At 54.2% G+C, this 15254-nt stretch carries 29 protein-coding genes; all 29 read left to right on the top strand.

Annotation, left to right across the window (positions count from 1 at the left end; translation table 11 throughout):
- The 29 genes from tuf (at position 1) to rplQ (ending at position 15055) form a co-directional block, all read left to right on the top strand.
- Positions 1 to 1194, top strand: a complete 1194-nt coding sequence (gene tuf, locus C4J83_RS27195; protein ID WP_003176426.1) for an elongation factor Tu — start codon at positions 1 to 3, stop codon at positions 1192 to 1194.
- A 159-nt stretch (positions 1195 to 1353) separates the two neighbouring features.
- Positions 1354 to 1665 (top strand): 30S ribosomal protein S10, encoded by a 312-nt coding sequence (rpsJ, locus tag C4J83_RS27190; protein WP_003186070.1) that lies wholly within the window; start codon positions 1354 to 1356, stop codon positions 1663 to 1665.
- Positions 1666 to 1746: 81 nt separating this feature from the next.
- Positions 1747 to 2382: a 50S ribosomal protein L3 gene (gene rplC / locus C4J83_RS27185; RefSeq protein ID WP_003194649.1), complete on the top strand. Its 636-nt coding sequence runs from the start codon at positions 1747 to 1749 to the stop codon at positions 2380 to 2382.
- Positions 2383 to 2394: 12 nt separating this feature from the next.
- On the top strand, positions 2395 to 2997 hold the full coding sequence (gene rplD / locus C4J83_RS27180; RefSeq protein ID WP_017135963.1) for a 50S ribosomal protein L4: 603 nt from the start codon (positions 2395 to 2397) through the stop codon (positions 2995 to 2997).
- On the top strand, positions 2994 to 3293 hold the full coding sequence (gene rplW / locus C4J83_RS27175; RefSeq protein ID WP_002555488.1) for a 50S ribosomal protein L23: 300 nt from the start codon (positions 2994 to 2996) through the stop codon (positions 3291 to 3293). Before rplD ends, rplW begins: the two co-directional genes overlap by 4 nt.
- A gap of 14 nt (positions 3294 to 3307) precedes the next feature.
- On the top strand, positions 3308 to 4132 hold the full coding sequence (gene rplB / locus C4J83_RS27170) for a 50S ribosomal protein L2 (protein WP_003210080.1): 825 nt from the start codon (positions 3308 to 3310) through the stop codon (positions 4130 to 4132).
- Between the two features lie 16 nt (positions 4133 to 4148).
- Positions 4149 to 4424 (top strand): 30S ribosomal protein S19, encoded by a 276-nt coding sequence (gene rpsS / locus C4J83_RS27165; RefSeq protein WP_002555486.1) that lies wholly within the window; start codon positions 4149 to 4151, stop codon positions 4422 to 4424.
- An 11-nt stretch (positions 4425 to 4435) separates the two neighbouring features.
- Positions 4436 to 4768, top strand: a complete 333-nt coding sequence (gene rplV, locus C4J83_RS27160) for a 50S ribosomal protein L22 (RefSeq protein ID WP_003103908.1) — start codon at positions 4436 to 4438, stop codon at positions 4766 to 4768.
- 13 nt (positions 4769 to 4781) lie between these two features.
- Positions 4782 to 5468, top strand: coding sequence for a 30S ribosomal protein S3 (gene rpsC, locus C4J83_RS27155; protein WP_003176422.1), 687 nt, complete (start codon positions 4782 to 4784; stop codon positions 5466 to 5468).
- 12 nt (positions 5469 to 5480) lie between these two features.
- Positions 5481 to 5894 carry a 50S ribosomal protein L16 gene (rplP, locus tag C4J83_RS27150; protein WP_003232424.1) on the top strand — a complete coding sequence of 138 codons (414 nt, stop codon included), beginning with the start codon at positions 5481 to 5483 and terminating at the stop codon, positions 5892 to 5894.
- Positions 5894 to 6085 (top strand): 50S ribosomal protein L29, encoded by a 192-nt coding sequence (rpmC, locus tag C4J83_RS27145; RefSeq protein ID WP_002555481.1) that lies wholly within the window; start codon positions 5894 to 5896, stop codon positions 6083 to 6085. Before rplP ends, rpmC begins: the two co-directional genes overlap by 1 nt.
- Positions 6086 to 6087: 2 nt before the next feature.
- The gene (rpsQ, locus tag C4J83_RS27140) at positions 6088 to 6354 is read left to right on the top strand and encodes a 30S ribosomal protein S17 (RefSeq protein ID WP_003176419.1); all 267 of its coding nucleotides are present in this window, start codon (positions 6088 to 6090) and stop codon (positions 6352 to 6354) included.
- A 23-nt stretch (positions 6355 to 6377) separates the two neighbouring features.
- Positions 6378 to 6746 carry a 50S ribosomal protein L14 gene (gene rplN, locus C4J83_RS27135; RefSeq protein WP_002555479.1) on the top strand — a complete coding sequence of 123 codons (369 nt, stop codon included), beginning with the start codon at positions 6378 to 6380 and terminating at the stop codon, positions 6744 to 6746.
- A gap of 11 nt (positions 6747 to 6757) precedes the next feature.
- A complete protein-coding gene (gene rplX / locus C4J83_RS27130; protein WP_007896770.1) occupies positions 6758 to 7072 on the top strand; it encodes a 50S ribosomal protein L24 in 315 nt (104 codons plus the stop codon).
- 22 nt (positions 7073 to 7094) lie between these two features.
- Complete coding sequence (rplE, locus tag C4J83_RS27125) at positions 7095 to 7634, top strand: 50S ribosomal protein L5 (RefSeq protein ID WP_003194642.1); 540 nt, start codon at positions 7095 to 7097, stop codon at positions 7632 to 7634.
- A gap of 13 nt (positions 7635 to 7647) precedes the next feature.
- Positions 7648 to 7953 (top strand): 30S ribosomal protein S14, encoded by a 306-nt coding sequence (gene rpsN / locus C4J83_RS27120; RefSeq protein ID WP_003176414.1) that lies wholly within the window; start codon positions 7648 to 7650, stop codon positions 7951 to 7953.
- A gap of 208 nt (positions 7954 to 8161) precedes the next feature.
- The gene (rpsH, locus tag C4J83_RS27115; RefSeq protein WP_010566853.1) at positions 8162 to 8554 is read left to right on the top strand and encodes a 30S ribosomal protein S8; all 393 of its coding nucleotides are present in this window, start codon (positions 8162 to 8164) and stop codon (positions 8552 to 8554) included.
- 12 nt (positions 8555 to 8566) lie between these two features.
- Positions 8567 to 9100 carry a 50S ribosomal protein L6 gene (gene rplF / locus C4J83_RS27110; RefSeq protein WP_003176412.1) on the top strand — a complete coding sequence of 178 codons (534 nt, stop codon included), beginning with the start codon at positions 8567 to 8569 and terminating at the stop codon, positions 9098 to 9100.
- Between the two features lie 10 nt (positions 9101 to 9110).
- Positions 9111 to 9461: a 50S ribosomal protein L18 gene (gene rplR / locus C4J83_RS27105; RefSeq protein ID WP_003186037.1), complete on the top strand. Its 351-nt coding sequence runs from the start codon at positions 9111 to 9113 to the stop codon at positions 9459 to 9461.
- A gap of 3 nt (positions 9462 to 9464) precedes the next feature.
- Positions 9465 to 9965 (top strand): 30S ribosomal protein S5, encoded by a 501-nt coding sequence (gene rpsE / locus C4J83_RS27100; protein ID WP_003176409.1) that lies wholly within the window; start codon positions 9465 to 9467, stop codon positions 9963 to 9965.
- A 2-nt stretch (positions 9966 to 9967) separates the two neighbouring features.
- On the top strand, positions 9968 to 10144 hold the full coding sequence (gene rpmD / locus C4J83_RS27095) for a 50S ribosomal protein L30 (RefSeq protein ID WP_003176408.1): 177 nt from the start codon (positions 9968 to 9970) through the stop codon (positions 10142 to 10144).
- 3 nt (positions 10145 to 10147) lie between these two features.
- Positions 10148 to 10585 (top strand): 50S ribosomal protein L15, encoded by a 438-nt coding sequence (gene rplO / locus C4J83_RS27090; RefSeq protein ID WP_003176407.1) that lies wholly within the window; start codon positions 10148 to 10150, stop codon positions 10583 to 10585.
- Positions 10586 to 11914, top strand: coding sequence for a preprotein translocase subunit SecY (secY, locus tag C4J83_RS27085; RefSeq protein ID WP_016969470.1), 1329 nt, complete (start codon positions 10586 to 10588; stop codon positions 11912 to 11914).
- A 27-nt stretch (positions 11915 to 11941) separates the two neighbouring features.
- Positions 11942 to 12058, top strand: a complete 117-nt coding sequence (gene rpmJ / locus C4J83_RS27080) for a 50S ribosomal protein L36 (RefSeq protein ID WP_002555468.1) — start codon at positions 11942 to 11944, stop codon at positions 12056 to 12058.
- Positions 12059 to 12187: 129 nt separating this feature from the next.
- Entirely contained in the window at positions 12188 to 12544 is a 357-nt protein-coding gene (gene rpsM / locus C4J83_RS27075; protein WP_024077676.1) for a 30S ribosomal protein S13, read from the top strand.
- Positions 12545 to 12574: 30 nt separating this feature from the next.
- A complete protein-coding gene (rpsK, locus tag C4J83_RS27070; protein ID WP_002555466.1) occupies positions 12575 to 12964 on the top strand; it encodes a 30S ribosomal protein S11 in 390 nt (129 codons plus the stop codon).
- 18 nt (positions 12965 to 12982) lie between these two features.
- The gene (rpsD, locus tag C4J83_RS27065; protein WP_003210056.1) at positions 12983 to 13603 is read left to right on the top strand and encodes a 30S ribosomal protein S4; all 621 of its coding nucleotides are present in this window, start codon (positions 12983 to 12985) and stop codon (positions 13601 to 13603) included.
- A gap of 22 nt (positions 13604 to 13625) precedes the next feature.
- Positions 13626 to 14627, top strand: a complete 1002-nt coding sequence (locus tag C4J83_RS27060) for a DNA-directed RNA polymerase subunit alpha (RefSeq protein WP_003176403.1) — start codon at positions 13626 to 13628, stop codon at positions 14625 to 14627.
- A 41-nt stretch (positions 14628 to 14668) separates the two neighbouring features.
- Complete coding sequence (gene rplQ, locus C4J83_RS27055) at positions 14669 to 15055, top strand: 50S ribosomal protein L17 (RefSeq protein ID WP_003176402.1); 387 nt, start codon at positions 14669 to 14671, stop codon at positions 15053 to 15055.
- Positions 15056 to 15254: the final 199 nt, after the last annotated feature.

The raw sequence follows: 15254 nt of genomic DNA, 5'->3' as shown, positions 1-15254 counted from the left end.
GTGGCTAAAGAAAAATTTGATCGTTCCCTACCGCACGTCAACGTTGGCACCATCGGTCACGTTGACCACGGTAAAACCACTCTGACTGCTGCTCTGACTCGCGTTTGCTCCGAAGTATTCGGTTCCGCAATCGTTGATTTCGATAAAATCGACAGCGCACCAGAAGAGAAAGCTCGTGGTATCACCATCAACACCGCGCACGTTGAATACAACTCGCTGATCCGTCACTACGCTCACGTTGACTGCCCAGGTCACGCTGACTATGTGAAGAACATGATCACCGGTGCTGCCCAGATGGACGGCGCAATCCTGGTTTGCTCGGCCGCTGATGGTCCGATGCCACAAACCCGTGAGCACATCCTGCTGTCCCGTCAGGTAGGCGTTCCGTACATCGTGGTTTACCTGAACAAGGCTGACCTGGTAGACGACGCTGAGCTGCTGGAACTGGTTGAGATGGAAGTGCGCGATCTGCTGAGCACTTACGACTTCCCAGGCGACGACACTCCGATCATCATCGGTTCTGCTCGTATGGCTCTGGAAGGCAAAGACGATAACGAAATGGGCACCACGTCCGTTCGTAAACTGGTTGAAACTCTGGACAGCTACATCCCAGATCCAGTTCGTGTTATCGACAAGCCGTTCCTGATGCCAATCGAAGACGTATTCTCGATCTCCGGTCGCGGTACTGTTGTAACTGGTCGTATCGAGCGCGGTATCGTTAAGGTTCAAGATCCACTGGAAATCGTTGGTCTGCGTGACACTACCGTCACCACCTGCACCGGTGTTGAAATGTTCCGTAAGCTGCTCGACGAAGGTCGTGCTGGCGAGAACTGCGGCGTTCTGCTGCGTGGTACCAAGCGTGACGACGTTGAGCGTGGCCAGGTTCTGGTTAAGCCAGGTTCGGTTAAGCCGCACACCAAGTTCGAAGCTGAAGTGTACGTGCTGAGCAAAGAAGAAGGCGGTCGTCACACTCCGTTCTTCAAAGGCTACCGTCCACAGTTCTACTTCCGTACTACTGACGTGACTGGTAACTGCGAACTGCCGGAAGGCGTTGAAATGGTTATGCCAGGCGACAACATCAAAATGGTTGTTACCCTGATCAAAACCATCGCAATGGAAGACGGTCTGCGCTTCGCTATCCGTGAAGGCGGCCGTACCGTTGGTGCTGGCGTTGTAGCTAAAATCATCGAGTAATTATCTCTTCCGAGATAGCCTTGATGTTTTGAAGAGGCCCCCGCTCAGCGGGGGCCTTTTTTATTGGGTTGACACCTATCTGGGCCGTCTATAGAATTGCGCCTCCTTTTAACGGGCGTATTGCGCTCGCTGGGAATAGCAGCCGGAGTCTGAAATCCAATGCAAAATCAGCAAATCCGTATCAGGTTGAAGGCTTTTGACCATCGCCTGATCGACCAATCCACCCAGGAAATCGTGGAAACCGCGAAACGTACTGGTGCTCAAGTGCGTGGTCCAATTCCACTGCCTACCCGTAAAGAGCGGTTCACCGTTCTGGTCTCCCCGCACGTCAACAAAGACGCGCGTGACCAGTACGAGATCCGTACTCATAAGCGCGTACTGGACATCGTCCAACCAACGGATAAAACCGTTGATGCACTTATGAAGCTCGATCTGGCGGCCGGTGTGGAAGTACAGATCAGCCTCGGCTAAGACTTGGGTCTTAGTCGTGTAACGCTCTGAAATGGGCGGCCATAGCGGGTGAAAGCCCCGTACACTCATGAGGTTTACAACATGACTATTGGTGTAGTCGGTCGTAAATGCGGTATGACCCGTATTTTCACCGAAGAAGGTGTCTCCATTCCGGTCACGGTCATTGAGATCGAACCGAATCGCGTCACCCAGTTCAAAACTGAAGAAACCGATGGCTATCGTGCAGTGCAAGTCACTGTCGGCGAGCGTCGTGCTTCGCGCGTGACTGCTGCTCAAGCAGGTCACTTCGCTAAAGCAAACGTTGCAGCTGGTCGCACTGTTATGGAGTTCCGTCTCGAAGACGGCGACTACCAGGCTGGCGATCTGATCAACGCTGAAATCTTCGCCGCTGGTCAACTGGTTGATGTAACCGGTCAGTCCAAAGGTAAAGGCTTCCAGGGTACGATCAAGCGTTGGAATTTCCGTGGTCAAGACAACACTCACGGTAACTCCGTTTCCCACCGCGTCCCGGGCTCTATTGGCCAGTGCCAGACTCCTGGTCGTGTATTCAAGGGCAAAAAAATGTCCGGTCATATGGGCGCTGAGCGCGTGACCGTGCAGTCCCTCGAAGTAGTGCGCGTCGACGCTGAACGCAATCTGTTGTTGGTCAAGGGTGCTGTTCCTGGCGCTACTGGCGGCAACCTGGTTGTACGTCCAGCGGCCAAGGCTCGCGGTTAAGGGGAAGCTGACATGCAATTAAATGTAAATGACGCTCAAGCGATCGAAGTTTCCGAACTGACATTTGGCGGCGAATTCAACGAGACGCTGGTTCACCAAGCAGTCGTGGCCTACATGGCCGGCGGCCGTCAAGGTAGCAAGCAGCAAAAGACCCGTTCCGACGTACGTGGTGGCGGTAAGCGCCCTTGGCGTCAGAAAGGTACTGGCCGTGCTCGTGCCGGTACTATCCGTAGCCCAATCTGGCGTGGCGGCGGTACCACTTTCGCAGCTCGTCCTCAGGATCACACTCAGAAGCTCAACAAGAAGATGTATCGCGCAGCACTGCGCTCCATCCTTGCTGAACTCGTGCGTACTGATCGTCTGGTCGTGGTTCAGGACTTCGCTGTTGAAAGTCCAAAAACCAAAGATCTGCTGGGCAAACTGAACAACATGAGCCTGACCGACGTTTTGATCGTGTCCGAAGCTGTTGATCAGAACCTGTACCTGGCTGCTCGTAACCTGCCACACGTTGATGTACGTGACGTGCAAGGTTCCGATCCAGTTAGTCTGATCGCATACGACAAGGTGTTGATCACCGTGTCGGCCGTGAAGAAATTCGAGGAGCTGCTGGGATGAACCAGGAACGCGTATTTAAAGTTCTGCTTGGCCCGCACGTTTCCGAAAAGGCTACGGTTCTGGCTGACAAGAAAGGCCAGTTCGTTTTCAAGGTTGCAACTGACGCAACCAAGCTGGAAATCAAGAAGGCCGTCGAAAGCCTGTTCAGCGTGAAAGTTGAGCGTGTTACTACCCTGAATGTTCTGGGTAAGAGCAAGCGCACTGCTCGCGGTCTGGGCAAGCGTAATGACTGGAAGAAGGCAGTTATCTCCCTTCAGCCAGGCCAAGATCTCGATTTCAGCAGCAGTGCTGAGTAAGGAAGGGGTGCATCATGGCAATCGTTAAATGCAAACCGACTTCCCCTGGCCGCCGTTTTGTGGTCAAGGTGGTCAACCAGGAGCTGCATAAAGGCGCTCCTCACGCACCGCTGCTCGAGAAGAAATCGAAGACTGGTGGTCGTAACAACAATGGTCGTATTACCACTCGTCACATCGGTGGTGGCCATAAGCAGCATTATCGTCTGGTCGACTTCCGTCGCAACGACAAAGATGGCATCGCTGCCACTGTCGAGCGTATCGAATACGATCCAAACCGTACTGCTCACATCGCTCTGCTGCTGTACGCAGATGGCGAGCGTCGCTACATCATCGCCCCTAAAGGCGTGAGCGCTGGCGACCAGCTGATCGCAGGTGCTCTGGCACCGATCAAGCCGGGCAACGCTCTGCAACTGCGCAACATTCCAGTTGGTAGCACCGTACACGGCATCGAATTGAAGCCAGGTAAAGGCGCGCAAATCGCTCGTTCCGCTGGTGCTTCGGCTCAGCTGATCGCTCGTGAAGGTGTCTACGTGACCCTGCGTCTGCGTTCTGGTGAGATGCGTAAAGTGCTGGCTGAATGCCGCGCGACCCTGGGTGAAGTCTCGAACTCCGAGCACAGCCTGCGTTCGCTGGGTAAAGCTGGTGCCAAACGCTGGCGTGGCGTTCGCCCAACCGTTCGTGGTGTTGCCATGAACCCGGTTGACCACCCACACGGTGGTGGTGAAGGTCGTACCTCTGGTGGTCGTCATCCGGTATCGCCATGGGGCTTCCCGACTAAGGGCGCGAAGACTCGTGGTAATAAGCGTACCGACAAAATGATCGTCCGTCGTCGCAAGTAAATAGAGGGATACGACAGTGCCACGTTCTCTGAAAAAAGGTCCTTTTATTGATCTTCACCTACTGAAGAAGATCGAAGTGGCGGCGGAAAAGAACGATCGCAAACCAGTTAAAACCTGGTCGCGTCGTTCGATGATCCTGCCACAAATGGTCGGTCTGACCATCGCAGTACACAACGGTCGCCAACACGTCCCAGTTCTCGTTAACGAAGACATGGTCGGCCACAAACTAGGCGAGTTTGCCGGTACCCGCACTTATCGTGGGCACGTGGCAGACAAGAAAGCCAAGCGTTAAGGGGTAAGGAAATGGAAGTAGCCGCTAAGTTGTCGGGCGCTCGAATCTCCGCCCAGAAAGCCCGCTTGGTCGCCGACCAGATCCGCGGGAAGAAGGTGGGCGAAGCGCTCAACCTGTTGGCTTTCAGCAGTAAGAAAGCCGCCGAGATCATGAAGAAAGTGCTGGAGTCGGCCGTAGCCAACGCCGAGCATAACGAAGGCGCAGACGTTGATGACCTGAAGGTCAGCACCGTTTTCGTCAACGAAGGGCGTTCGCTGAAGCGCATCATGCCACGTGCCAAAGGCCGTGCTGATCGCATCGTCAAGCGGTCTTGCCATATCACTGTCAAGGTTGCTGACAAGTAACGGAGTCGAAGAGATGGGTCAGAAAGTACATCCCATTGGCATTCGCCTGGGAATCGTCAAGGAGCACACCTCCGTCTGGTACGCAGACGGTCGGACTTATGCGGACTATTTGTTCGCTGATCTGAAGGTGCGTGAGTATCTCCAAGACAAACTAAAAAGCGCGTCCGTAAGCCGTATCGATATCCATCGTCCGGCACAAACTGCACGTATCACCATCCACACCGCTCGTCCAGGTATCGTTATCGGGAAGAAAGGTGAAGATGTTGAGAAACTGCGTCAGGACCTGACCAAGCAAATGGGTGTGCCTGTGCACATCAATATCGAAGAGATCCGCAAGCCGGAGCTCGACGGTATGCTGGTTGCGCAGAGCGTAGCTCAGCAGCTGGAGCGTCGCGTAATGTTCCGTCGCGCTATGAAGCGCGCCGTGCAGAACGCCATGCGCATTGGTGCCAAAGGCATCAAAATCCAAGTGAGCGGTCGTCTCGGCGGTGCTGAAATCGCACGTACTGAATGGTATCGCGAAGGTCGTGTGCCACTGCACACCCTGCGTGCCGACATCGACTATGCCAACTACGAAGCTCACACCACTTACGGTGTGATCGGTGTAAAGGTTTGGATCTTCAAAGGCGAAGTAATTGGTGGTCGCCAAGAAGAACTGAAACCACAAGCACCAGCGCCTCGTAAAAAAGCTGCTAAGTAAGGGGTACGCCAAATGTTGCAACCTAAGCGTACGAAGTTCCGCAAGCAGATGACAGGCCACAACCGTGGTCTGGCACAGCGCGGTAGCAAAGTCAGCTTCGGCGAGTTCGCGCTGAAGTCTGTAGCTCGTGGTCGTCTCACCGCTCGTCAGATCGAGTCAGCGCGTCGTGCTCTGACCCGTCACGTAAAACGTGGCGGCAAGATCTGGATCCGTGTATTCCCGGACAAGCCGATCTCCAAAAAACCTCTCGAGGTTCGGATGGGTAAAGGTAAGGGTAACGTGGAATACTGGGTAGCCCAGATTCAGCCAGGCAAAGTCCTGTATGAAATCGAGGGTGTAACTGAAGAGCTGGCGCGTGAGGCTTTTGCCCTGGCTGCTGCAAAGCTGCCGCTCGCCACCGCCTTTGTTAAACGGACGGTGATGTGATGAAAGCGAATGAACTTCGTGAAAAATCCGCACAGCAGCTGAACGAGCAACTGCTCGGCTTGCTGCGCGACCAGTTCAATCTGCGTATGCAGAAAGCAACTGGCCAGTTGGGGCAGTCTCATCTGCTCTCGCAAGTTAAGCGTGACATCGCTCGCGTGAAGACTGTGCTCAACCAGCAGGCAGGTAAGTGATCATGGCTGAAGCCGAAAAGACTGTCCGTACGCTGACTGGCCGTGTTGTCAGCGACAAGATGGACAAAACCATCACCGTTTTGATCGAGCGTCGCGTTAAGCACCCGATCTACGGTAAATATGTTAAGCGTTCGACTAAGCTGCACGCGCACGACGAAACCAATCAGTGCCACATCGGCGACAAAGTCACTATTCGTGAAACTCGTCCGCTGGCCAAGACCAAGTCTTGGGCACTGGTTGATGTTCTCGAACGCGCTGTGGAAGTCTAAGGACTAGGGGTCGGAGAAATTATATGATTCAGACTCAATCCATGCTCGATGTGGCCGATAACAGCGGCGCTCGCCGTGTTATGTGCATCAAGGTGCTGGGTGGCTCCCATCGTCGTTACGCTGGTATCGGTGACATCATCAAGGTTACCGTCAAGGAAGCAATTCCTCGCGGTAAAGTGAAAAAAGGCCAAGTGATGACTGCTGTTGTAGTCCGCACTCGTCACGGCGTACGCCGTGCAGATGGCTCCATTATCCGCTTTGATGGCAACGCTGCTGTTCTTCTGAACAACAAGCAAGAGCCGATCGGCACCCGTATCTTTGGGCCAGTGACCCGTGAACTTCGTACTGAGAAGTTCATGAAGATCGTCTCGCTCGCCCCAGAAGTGCTGTAAGGAGATCCGACATGCAAAAGATTCGTCGTGACGACGAGATCATCGTGATCGCCGGCAAAGACAAAGGTAAGCGCGGTAAGGTGCTGAAGGTTCTTGCTGATGACCGTCTGGTCGTTGGTGGTCTGAACCTGGTCAAGCGTCATACCAAGCCTAACCCGATGTCGGGCGTACAAGGCGGTATCGTCGAGAAAGAAGCGCCACTGCACGCTTCTAACGTCGCCATCTTCAACGGCGAAACCAACAAGGCTGATCGTGTTGGTTTCAAAGTAGAAGACGGTAAGAAAATTCGTGTCTTCAAGTCGACCCAAAAAGCGGTTGATGCTTGAACACTGCTAGGTAGATAAGACCATGGCACGACTACAAGAGATTTACCGGAAGGAAATCGCCCCCAAGCTTAAGGAAGAACTTAAGCTCGGGAACGTGATGGAAGTTCCGCGCGTTACCAAAATCACCCTGAACATGGGTCTGGGCGAAGCGATCGGCGACAAAAAAGTCATCGAGCACGCTGTTGCTGACCTGGAAAAGATCACCGGTCAAAAAGTCGTTGTGACTTACGCTCGGAAATCCATCGCTGGCTTTAAAGTCCGTGAAGGTTGGCCGATCGGCGTCAAAGTGACTCTGCGCCGTGAGCGTATGTACGAATTCCTGGATCGTCTGCTGTCGATCTCCCTGCCTCGGGTCCGCGACTTCCGCGGCCTGAATGCCAAGTCCTTCGATGGTCGTGGTAACTACAGCATGGGCGTGAAAGAGCAGATCATCTTCCCGGAAATCGACTACGACAAGATCGATGCTCTCCGCGGTCTGGACATCACCCTGACCACCACTGCCAAGAACGATGATGAAGGTCGCGCCCTGTTGCGTGCTTTCAAATTCCCGTTCCGCAACTGATTGGAGTAGGACCATGGCCAAGATGAGCATGAAAAACCGCGAGCTGAAGCGTCAGCTCACGGTTGCCAAGTACGCCAAGAAGCGTGCAGCACTGAAAGCAATCATCGTTGATCTGAACGCAAGTCCAGAAGCACGTTGGGAAGCTACAGTTGCTCTGCAGAAGCAGCCACGTGACGCAAGCGCTTCGCGCATGCGTAACCGCTGCCGCCTGACCGGTCGTCCACACGGCGTTTACCGCAAGTTCGGCCTTGGCCGTAACAAACTGCGTGAAGCGGCAATGCGTGGTGACGTACCAGGTCTGGTTAAAGCCAGCTGGTAAGTACTTTCGAAGTCCAGGTGGCCTGCATCGCAAGATACTGACCACCGGTGACCTTGAATCTGGAACAAGCCCCTTTTGGGGCTTGTTTCATTTCCGGAGTGTGTCTAGAATACCCGGCTCGCCTGAGCCCGTGTTTTCTATGCTCGGAGATTCTCGGCGACATATGTAGCCGCAAGGCTAATTTTTTTGTATTAGGAGCGTCTAGCCCATGAGTATGCAGGACCCGTTAGCGGACATGCTAACTCGTATCCGTAATGCCCAGATGGCTGAAAAGTCCGTCGTAAGCATGCCATCTTCCAAGTTGAAGGTAGCTGTTGCCAAAGTCCTGAAAGACGAAGGCTACATTGCGGGTTATCAGATCAGCAGCGAAACAAAACCACTGCTGTCCATCGAGCTGAAGTACTTCGAAGGCCGTTCGGTCATCGAGGAAGTGAAGCGCGTTAGCCGTCCAGGCCTGCGTCAGTACAAGTCCGCTGAAGATCTGCCGAAAGTTCGTGGCGGTCTGGGCGTGTCTATCGTCTCCACCAACAAAGGTGTGATGACGGATCGTGCTGCGCGCGCTGCCGGTGTCGGCGGCGAAGTTCTTTGCACTGTGTTCTAAGGGGGGATAAGCATGTCTCGCGTCGCTAAGAACCCCGTTAAGCTGCCAGCCGGTGTCGAAGTAAAATTCGCAGGCCAACAGCTTTCGGTGAAGGGTGCCAAGGGCACTCTTGAACTGAACATCCATTCGTCCGTTGAGATCGTTGAAGAAGCTGGTGAGCTGCGTTTCGCTGCTCGCAATGGCGATCAACAAACTCGCGCAATGGCCGGTACCACGCGTGCGTTGGTAAACAACATGGTCCAAGGCGTAAGCCAAGGCTTCGAGCGCAAGCTCCAGCTGGTCGGTGTTGGTTACAAAGCGCAAGCAAAAGGCACGGTTTTGAACCTGGCCCTTGGCTTCTCGCACCCAGTGGATTACGAACTGCCGGAAGGCATCACCGCTGAGACCCCTAGCCAGACCGATATCCTGATCAAGGGTATTGATAAGCAGCTGGTAGGTCAGGTGGCCGCTGAGATCCGCGACTTCCGTCCACCAGAGCCGTACAAAGGCAAAGGTGTGCGCTACGCGGACGAAGTCGTCCGTCGTAAAGAAGCCAAGAAGAAGTAGGGCATAGCAAATGACCGACAAAAAAGTTACTCGACTGCGTCGCGCTCGCAAAGCACGCCTGAAAATGCACGAACTCGAAGTCGTGCGTCTCTGCGTGTTCCGCTCGTCGCAGCACATCTACGCCCAGGTCATCTCGGCCGACGGCAACAAAGTCCTGGCAAGCGCCTCGACTTTGGATAAAGAACTGCGTGATGGTGCCACTGGCAACATCGACGCGGCCACAAAGGTTGGCCAGCTGGTCGCTACGCGTGCTAAGGCCGCTGGCGTCTCGCAAGTGGCTTTCGACCGCTCTGGCTTCAAGTACCACGGTCGCGTGAAAGCGCTGGCTGATGCTGCTCGTGAAGCTGGGCTGGAGTTCTAAGTTATGTCAAATAACGACCAAAAGCGCGACGAAGGCTACATTGAGAAGCTGGTTCAAGTTAACCGCGTAGCCAAAACCGTTAAAGGCGGCCGTATCTTCACGTTCACCGCGTTGACCGTGGTTGGTGATGGTAAAGGGCGCGTTGGCTTCGGCCGTGGCAAGTCACGTGAAGTGCCTGCTGCGATCCAGAAGGCAATGGAAGCTGCTCGTCGCAACATGATCCAAGTTGATCTGAACGGCACCACTCTGCAGTACGCAATGAAGTCCGCTCACGGCGCTTCGAAGGTGTACATGCAGCCTGCTTCTGAAGGTACCGGTATCATCGCTGGCGGCGCTATGCGTGCTGTCCTCGAAGTTGCTGGCGTTCAGAACGTTCTGGCCAAGTGCTACGGCTCGACTAACCCGGTAAACGTGGTTCACGCCACTTTCAAAGGTTTGAAAGCTATGCAATCTCCTGAGTCCATCGCTGCCAAGCGTGGTCTGACTGTCAAGGAGATCTTCTGATCATGGCTACCGTTAAAGTAACGCTGATCAAAAGCATGACCGGCCGCATTCCTAACCACAAACTGTGCGTTAAGGGTTTGGGTCTGCGTCGCATCGGTCACACTGTAGAAGTCCAGGATACTCCCGAGAATCGCGGGATGATCAACAAGGCTTACTACATGCTGCGTGTAGAGGGTTAATCGATGAAACTCAATGATCTGAGTCCAGCGCCGGGTTCCCGTCGCGAAAAGCATCGTCCGGGCCGTGGTATCGGTAGCGGTTTGGGTAAGACTGGTGGCCGTGGCCACAAAGGTCAAACCTCCCGCTCCGGTGGCACCATCGCTCCAGGCTTTGAAGGCGGCCAACAGCCGCTGCATCGTCGCCTGCCTAAGTTCGGTTTCGTTTCCCTGAAGGCCATGGACCGCGCAGAAGTGCGTCTGTCCGAGCTGGCTAAAGTGGAAGGCGACATCGTTACTGTGCAGACCCTGAAAGATGCCAACGTGATCAACGTCAACGTACAGCGTGTGAAAATCATGCTGTCCGGTGAAGTGACTCGCGCTGTCACTATCGGCAAGGGAATCGGCGCCACCAAAGGTGCGCGTTCGGCTATCGAAGCAGCTGGCGGCAAGTTCGAGGAATAAATGGCTAAGCAAGGTGCTCTCTCAGCGCTCGGCAAAGGCGGTATGTCTGAACTCTGGGCTCGTCTGCGTTTTCTGTTCCTGGCGATTATCGTCTACCGAATAGGCGCACACATCCCGGTTCCAGGTATCAACCCGGACCGACTCGCAGACCTGTTTCGACAGAATGAGGGGACCATTCTTAGCTTGTTCAACATGTTTTCCGGCGGCGCGCTGGAACGGATGAGCATCTTTGCACTGGGGATCATGCCGTACATTTCGGCATCGATCATCATGCAACTGATGACCGCCGTCAGCCCGCAGTTGGAGCAGTTGAAGAAGGAAGGTGAAGCTGGCCGTCGCAAGATTAGCCAGTACACCCGCTACGGCACTGTCGTCCTTGCCCTGGTTCAAGCTATCGGCATGTCCGTTGGCCTGGCAGGGCAGGGCGTTGCGTTCACTGGTGACTTTGGCTTCTATTTCGTCGCGGTATCCACTTTTGTGGCTGGTGCGATGTTCATGATGTGGCTGGGTGAGCAGATTACTGAGCGTGGTGTTGGTAACGGTATCTCGATGTTGATTTTCGCAGGTATCGTCGCCGGTCTTCCGAGAGCAATTGGGCAGTCTTTCGAGTCTGCACGTCAGGGTGATATCAATATCTTCGCTCTGGTTGCTATCGGTTTGCTGGCAGTAGCGATTATCGGTTTTGTGGTGTTCATTGAGCGTGGTCAGCGTCGTATTGCTGTTCACTACGCCAAGCGTCAGCAGGGCCGTAAGGTCTTCGCTGCGCAGACCAGCCACTTGCCGCTGAAAGTGAATATGGCCGGTGTTATTCCGGCAATTTTCGCGAGCAGCATTTTGCTGTTTCCGGCTTCGTTGGGTACCTGGTTTGGTCAGTCTGAAAACATGGGCTGGCTGCAGGACCTCTCTCAGTCGATCGCTCCTGGTCAGCCGTTGAATATTCTGCTGTTTAGTGCAGGGATTATTTTCTTCTGCTTCTTCTATACGGCGTTGATGTTCAATCCGAAAGACGTAGCGGAAAACCTGAAGAAGTCCGGTGCCTTTATTCCGGGTATTCGTCCAGGTGAGCAGTCTGCGCGCTACATTGATGGCGTTCTGACTCGTTTGACCCTGTTCGGTGCTCTATATATGACGGCCGTGTGCTTGTTGCCCCAGTTTCTGGTGGTTGCAGCAAACGTTCCGTTCTACCTTGGCGGGACCTCGTTGCTGATCGTGGTCGTGGTTGTGATGGACTTCATGTCCCAAGTACAATCGCACCTCGTTTCGCACCAGTACGAATCCCTGATGAAGAAAGCCAACCTGAAGGGTTACGGCAGCGGCATGTTGCGCTGAGTACCCATAAGGTTCGAGGAGTTGGTGATGAAAGTTCGTGCATCGGTGAAAAAGCTGTGCCGTAACTGCAAGATTATTCGCCGCGAAGGTGTTGTTCGAGTAATTTGCAGCGCGGAACCGCGTCACAAACAGCGCCAAGGCTGAGTGTGATCCGCTTGAAGCCCGGCAGCTAGTGCGCTGCCGGGTTGATTATTTGTTATTACAGCGATATTATCTCGCGCCCTATTTCTTGGCTTCCGGGGCGTAGGTAGCTGTCAATTGGAGTCCCACTGAATGGCCCGTATTGCAGGCGTTAACATTCCAGATAACAAGCACACTGTTATCTCGCTGACCTACATCTATGGTGTTGGTCGCACTACTGCGCAGAAAATTTGCGCAGTTGCTGGGGTAAACCCAGCCGCTAAGATCAAGGATCTGAGCGACGAGCAGATTGAATTGCTGCGTGGCGAAGTGGCGAAGTTCACCACTGAAGGTGACCTGCGTCGCGAAATCAACATGAAAATCAAGCGTTTGATGGACCTCGGTTGCTATCGCGGTCTGCGTCATCGTCGTGGTCTTCCAGTACGCGGTCAGCGTACCAAGACTAACGCGCGTACCCGTAAAGGTCCGCGTAAGCCGATCCGCAAGTAATCGCCCCAGCGAATCGACAGGAAAATTATCATGGCAAAACCTGCTGCTCGTCCTCGTAAAAAAGTTAAAAAGACAGTGGTTGATGGCATCGCCCACATCCATGCATCTTTTAACAACACCATCGTGACCATCACCGACCGTCAAGGTAACGCGCTGTCTTGGGCTACCTCTGGTGGTTCGGGTTTCCGCGGTTCCCGCAAGTCCACCCCGTTTGCTGCTCAAGTAGCTGCTGAACGTGCTGGTCAAGCTGCGCTGGAATACGGCCTGAAAAACCTCGACGTCAACGTCAAAGGTCCAGGTCCAGGTCGTGAGTCTGCTGTCCGTGCTTTGAACGGCTGTGGCTATAAGATCGCCAGCATCACCGACGTGACGCCAATCCCGCACAACGGGTGCCGTCCGCCGAAGAAGCGCCGCGTGTAATCCAGGAGATTGTAAAGAATGGCTCGTTACATTGGTCCAAAATGCAAACTCGCTCGTCGCGAAGGCACCGATCTCTTCCTGAAGAGCGGCGTGCGCGCGATCGAATCGAAGTGCAACATTGAAGCAGCACCTGGTATCCACGGCCAACGCCGCGGTCGCCAGTCCGATTACGGCACCCAACTGCGTGAAAAGCAGAAGGTCCGTCGTATTTATGGCGTTCTCGAGCGTCAGTTCAGCGGCTACTACAAAGAAGCTGCTGGTAAGAAAGGTGCAACCGGTGAAAACCTGCTGCAACTGCTCGAATGCCGTCTGGACAACGTTGTATACCGTATGGGCTTTGGTTCGACTCGTGCCGAATCCCGTCAGCTGGTATCGCACAAATCCGTCAGCGTAAACGGCCAAACCGTTAACGTCCCGTCTTACCAGGTTCGTGCTGGTGACGTGGTCGCGATTCGCGAGAAAGCAAAAAACCAACTTCGCATTGTCCAAGCTCTCGATCTGTGTGCCCAACGTGGCCGCGTAGAATGGGTAGAAGTAGACACTGAGAAGAAGTCGGGCGTTTTCAAGAACGTTCCTGCTCGCAGTGATCTGTCCGCCGACATCAACGAAAGCCTGATTGTCGAGCTCTACTCCAAGTAAGGGCTAGAAAATAGGTGCATCCATGCAGATTTCGGTAAATGAGTTCCTGACACCCCGCCACATTGATGTGCAGGTTGTCAGTCCAACCCGCGCCAAGATCACTCTCGAGCCTCTCGAGCGTGGTTTTGGCCACACCCTGGGCAACGCGCTGCGCCGCATCCTGTTGTCCTCAATGCCCGGCTGTGCAGTAGTCGAGGCCGAGATTGACGGTGTGCTCCACGAGTACAGCGCCATCGAAGGTGTACAGGAAGACGTAATTGAAATCCTGTTGAACCTTAAAGGTCTGGCTATCAAGCTGCACGGCCGTGACGAAGTTACGCTGACCTTGTCGAAGAAGGGTTCGGGGGTGGTTACCGCTGCCGATATTCAGCTGGATCATGATGTCGAGATCGTTAACCCCGATCACGTAATCGCTAACCTGGCGTCTAACGGCGCCCTGAACATGAAGCTCACCGTAGCTCGTGGTCGTGGTTATGAACCGGCCGACTCGCGTCAGAGCGATGAAGACGAAAGCCGCAGCATTGGTCGCTTGCAGCTTGACTCTTCGTTCAGCCCGGTTCGCCGTATCGCATACGTGGTGGAAAACGCCCGTGTCGAACAGCGTACTAACCTGGACAAGCTGGTTATTGATCTGGAAACCAACGGTACTCTGGATCCTGAAGAGGCTATCCGCCGTGCTGCAACCATTCTGCAACAGCAGTTGGCTGCGTTCGTCGACCTCAAAGGTGACAGCGAACCAGTGGTAATCGAGCAGGAAGACGAGATCGATCCGATCCTGCTTCGCCCGGTTGACGATCTGGAACTGACTGTACGTTCGGCTAACTGCCTTAAGGCGGAAAACATTTACTACATCGGTGACCTGATTCAGCGTACCGAAGTAGAACTGTTGAAGACTCCGAACCTGGGCAAGAAATCCTTGACTGAAATCAAGGACGTTCTGGCCTCCCGCGGTCTGTCCCTCGGCATGCGCCTCGACAACTGGCCGCCTGCAAGTCTTAAGAAGGACGACAAGGCGACTGCCTGATCGTCGTAATCACCGAACGTGAGTTTGGTAAGGAATGAACCATGCGTCATCGTAAAAGTGGTCGTCACCTGAGCCGTACCAGCTCGCACCGCAAGGCCATGTTCCAAAACATGGCGGTGTCGCTGTTCGAGCACGAGCTGATCAAAACTACACTGCCGAAAGCTAAAGAACTGCGTCGCGTTGCTGAGCCGCTGATCACTTTGGCCAAGACAGACAGCCTGGCTAACCGCCGTCTGGCTTTCGACCGTACTCGTTCGAAAGCTATCGTTGGTAAGCTCTTCAACGACCTGGGCAAGCGTTACGCTACCCGTGAGGGTGGCTACCTGCGCATCCTCAAGTGCGGTTTCCGCGCTGGCGACAACGCGCCTATGGCGTACGTCGAGTTGGTTGATCGTGCTACTGCCGGCGAAGCTGTATCCGCCGAGTAAGACGACAGTCTGCAACGAAGAACCGGGCCTAGTGCCCGGTTTTTTGTGTGCGTCTAAAAAACAGCCGTATTTCCTACGTCGCTGCCCGCGCTGCTATTAAGCCATCGCCGTTTGCGCGGCTGGCTCATTAGTTATTCTCTATCAAAGACCATGATTTAATGCATTTGATGGTGTCATCTTGATAGTCAATACTTCCTCC

Source organism: Pseudomonas sp. LBUM920 (assembly GCF_003852315.1).
Taxonomy (GTDB): domain Bacteria; phylum Pseudomonadota; class Gammaproteobacteria; order Pseudomonadales; family Pseudomonadaceae; genus Aquipseudomonas.
This window is presented reverse-complemented; position numbering and strand designations above follow the sequence as displayed.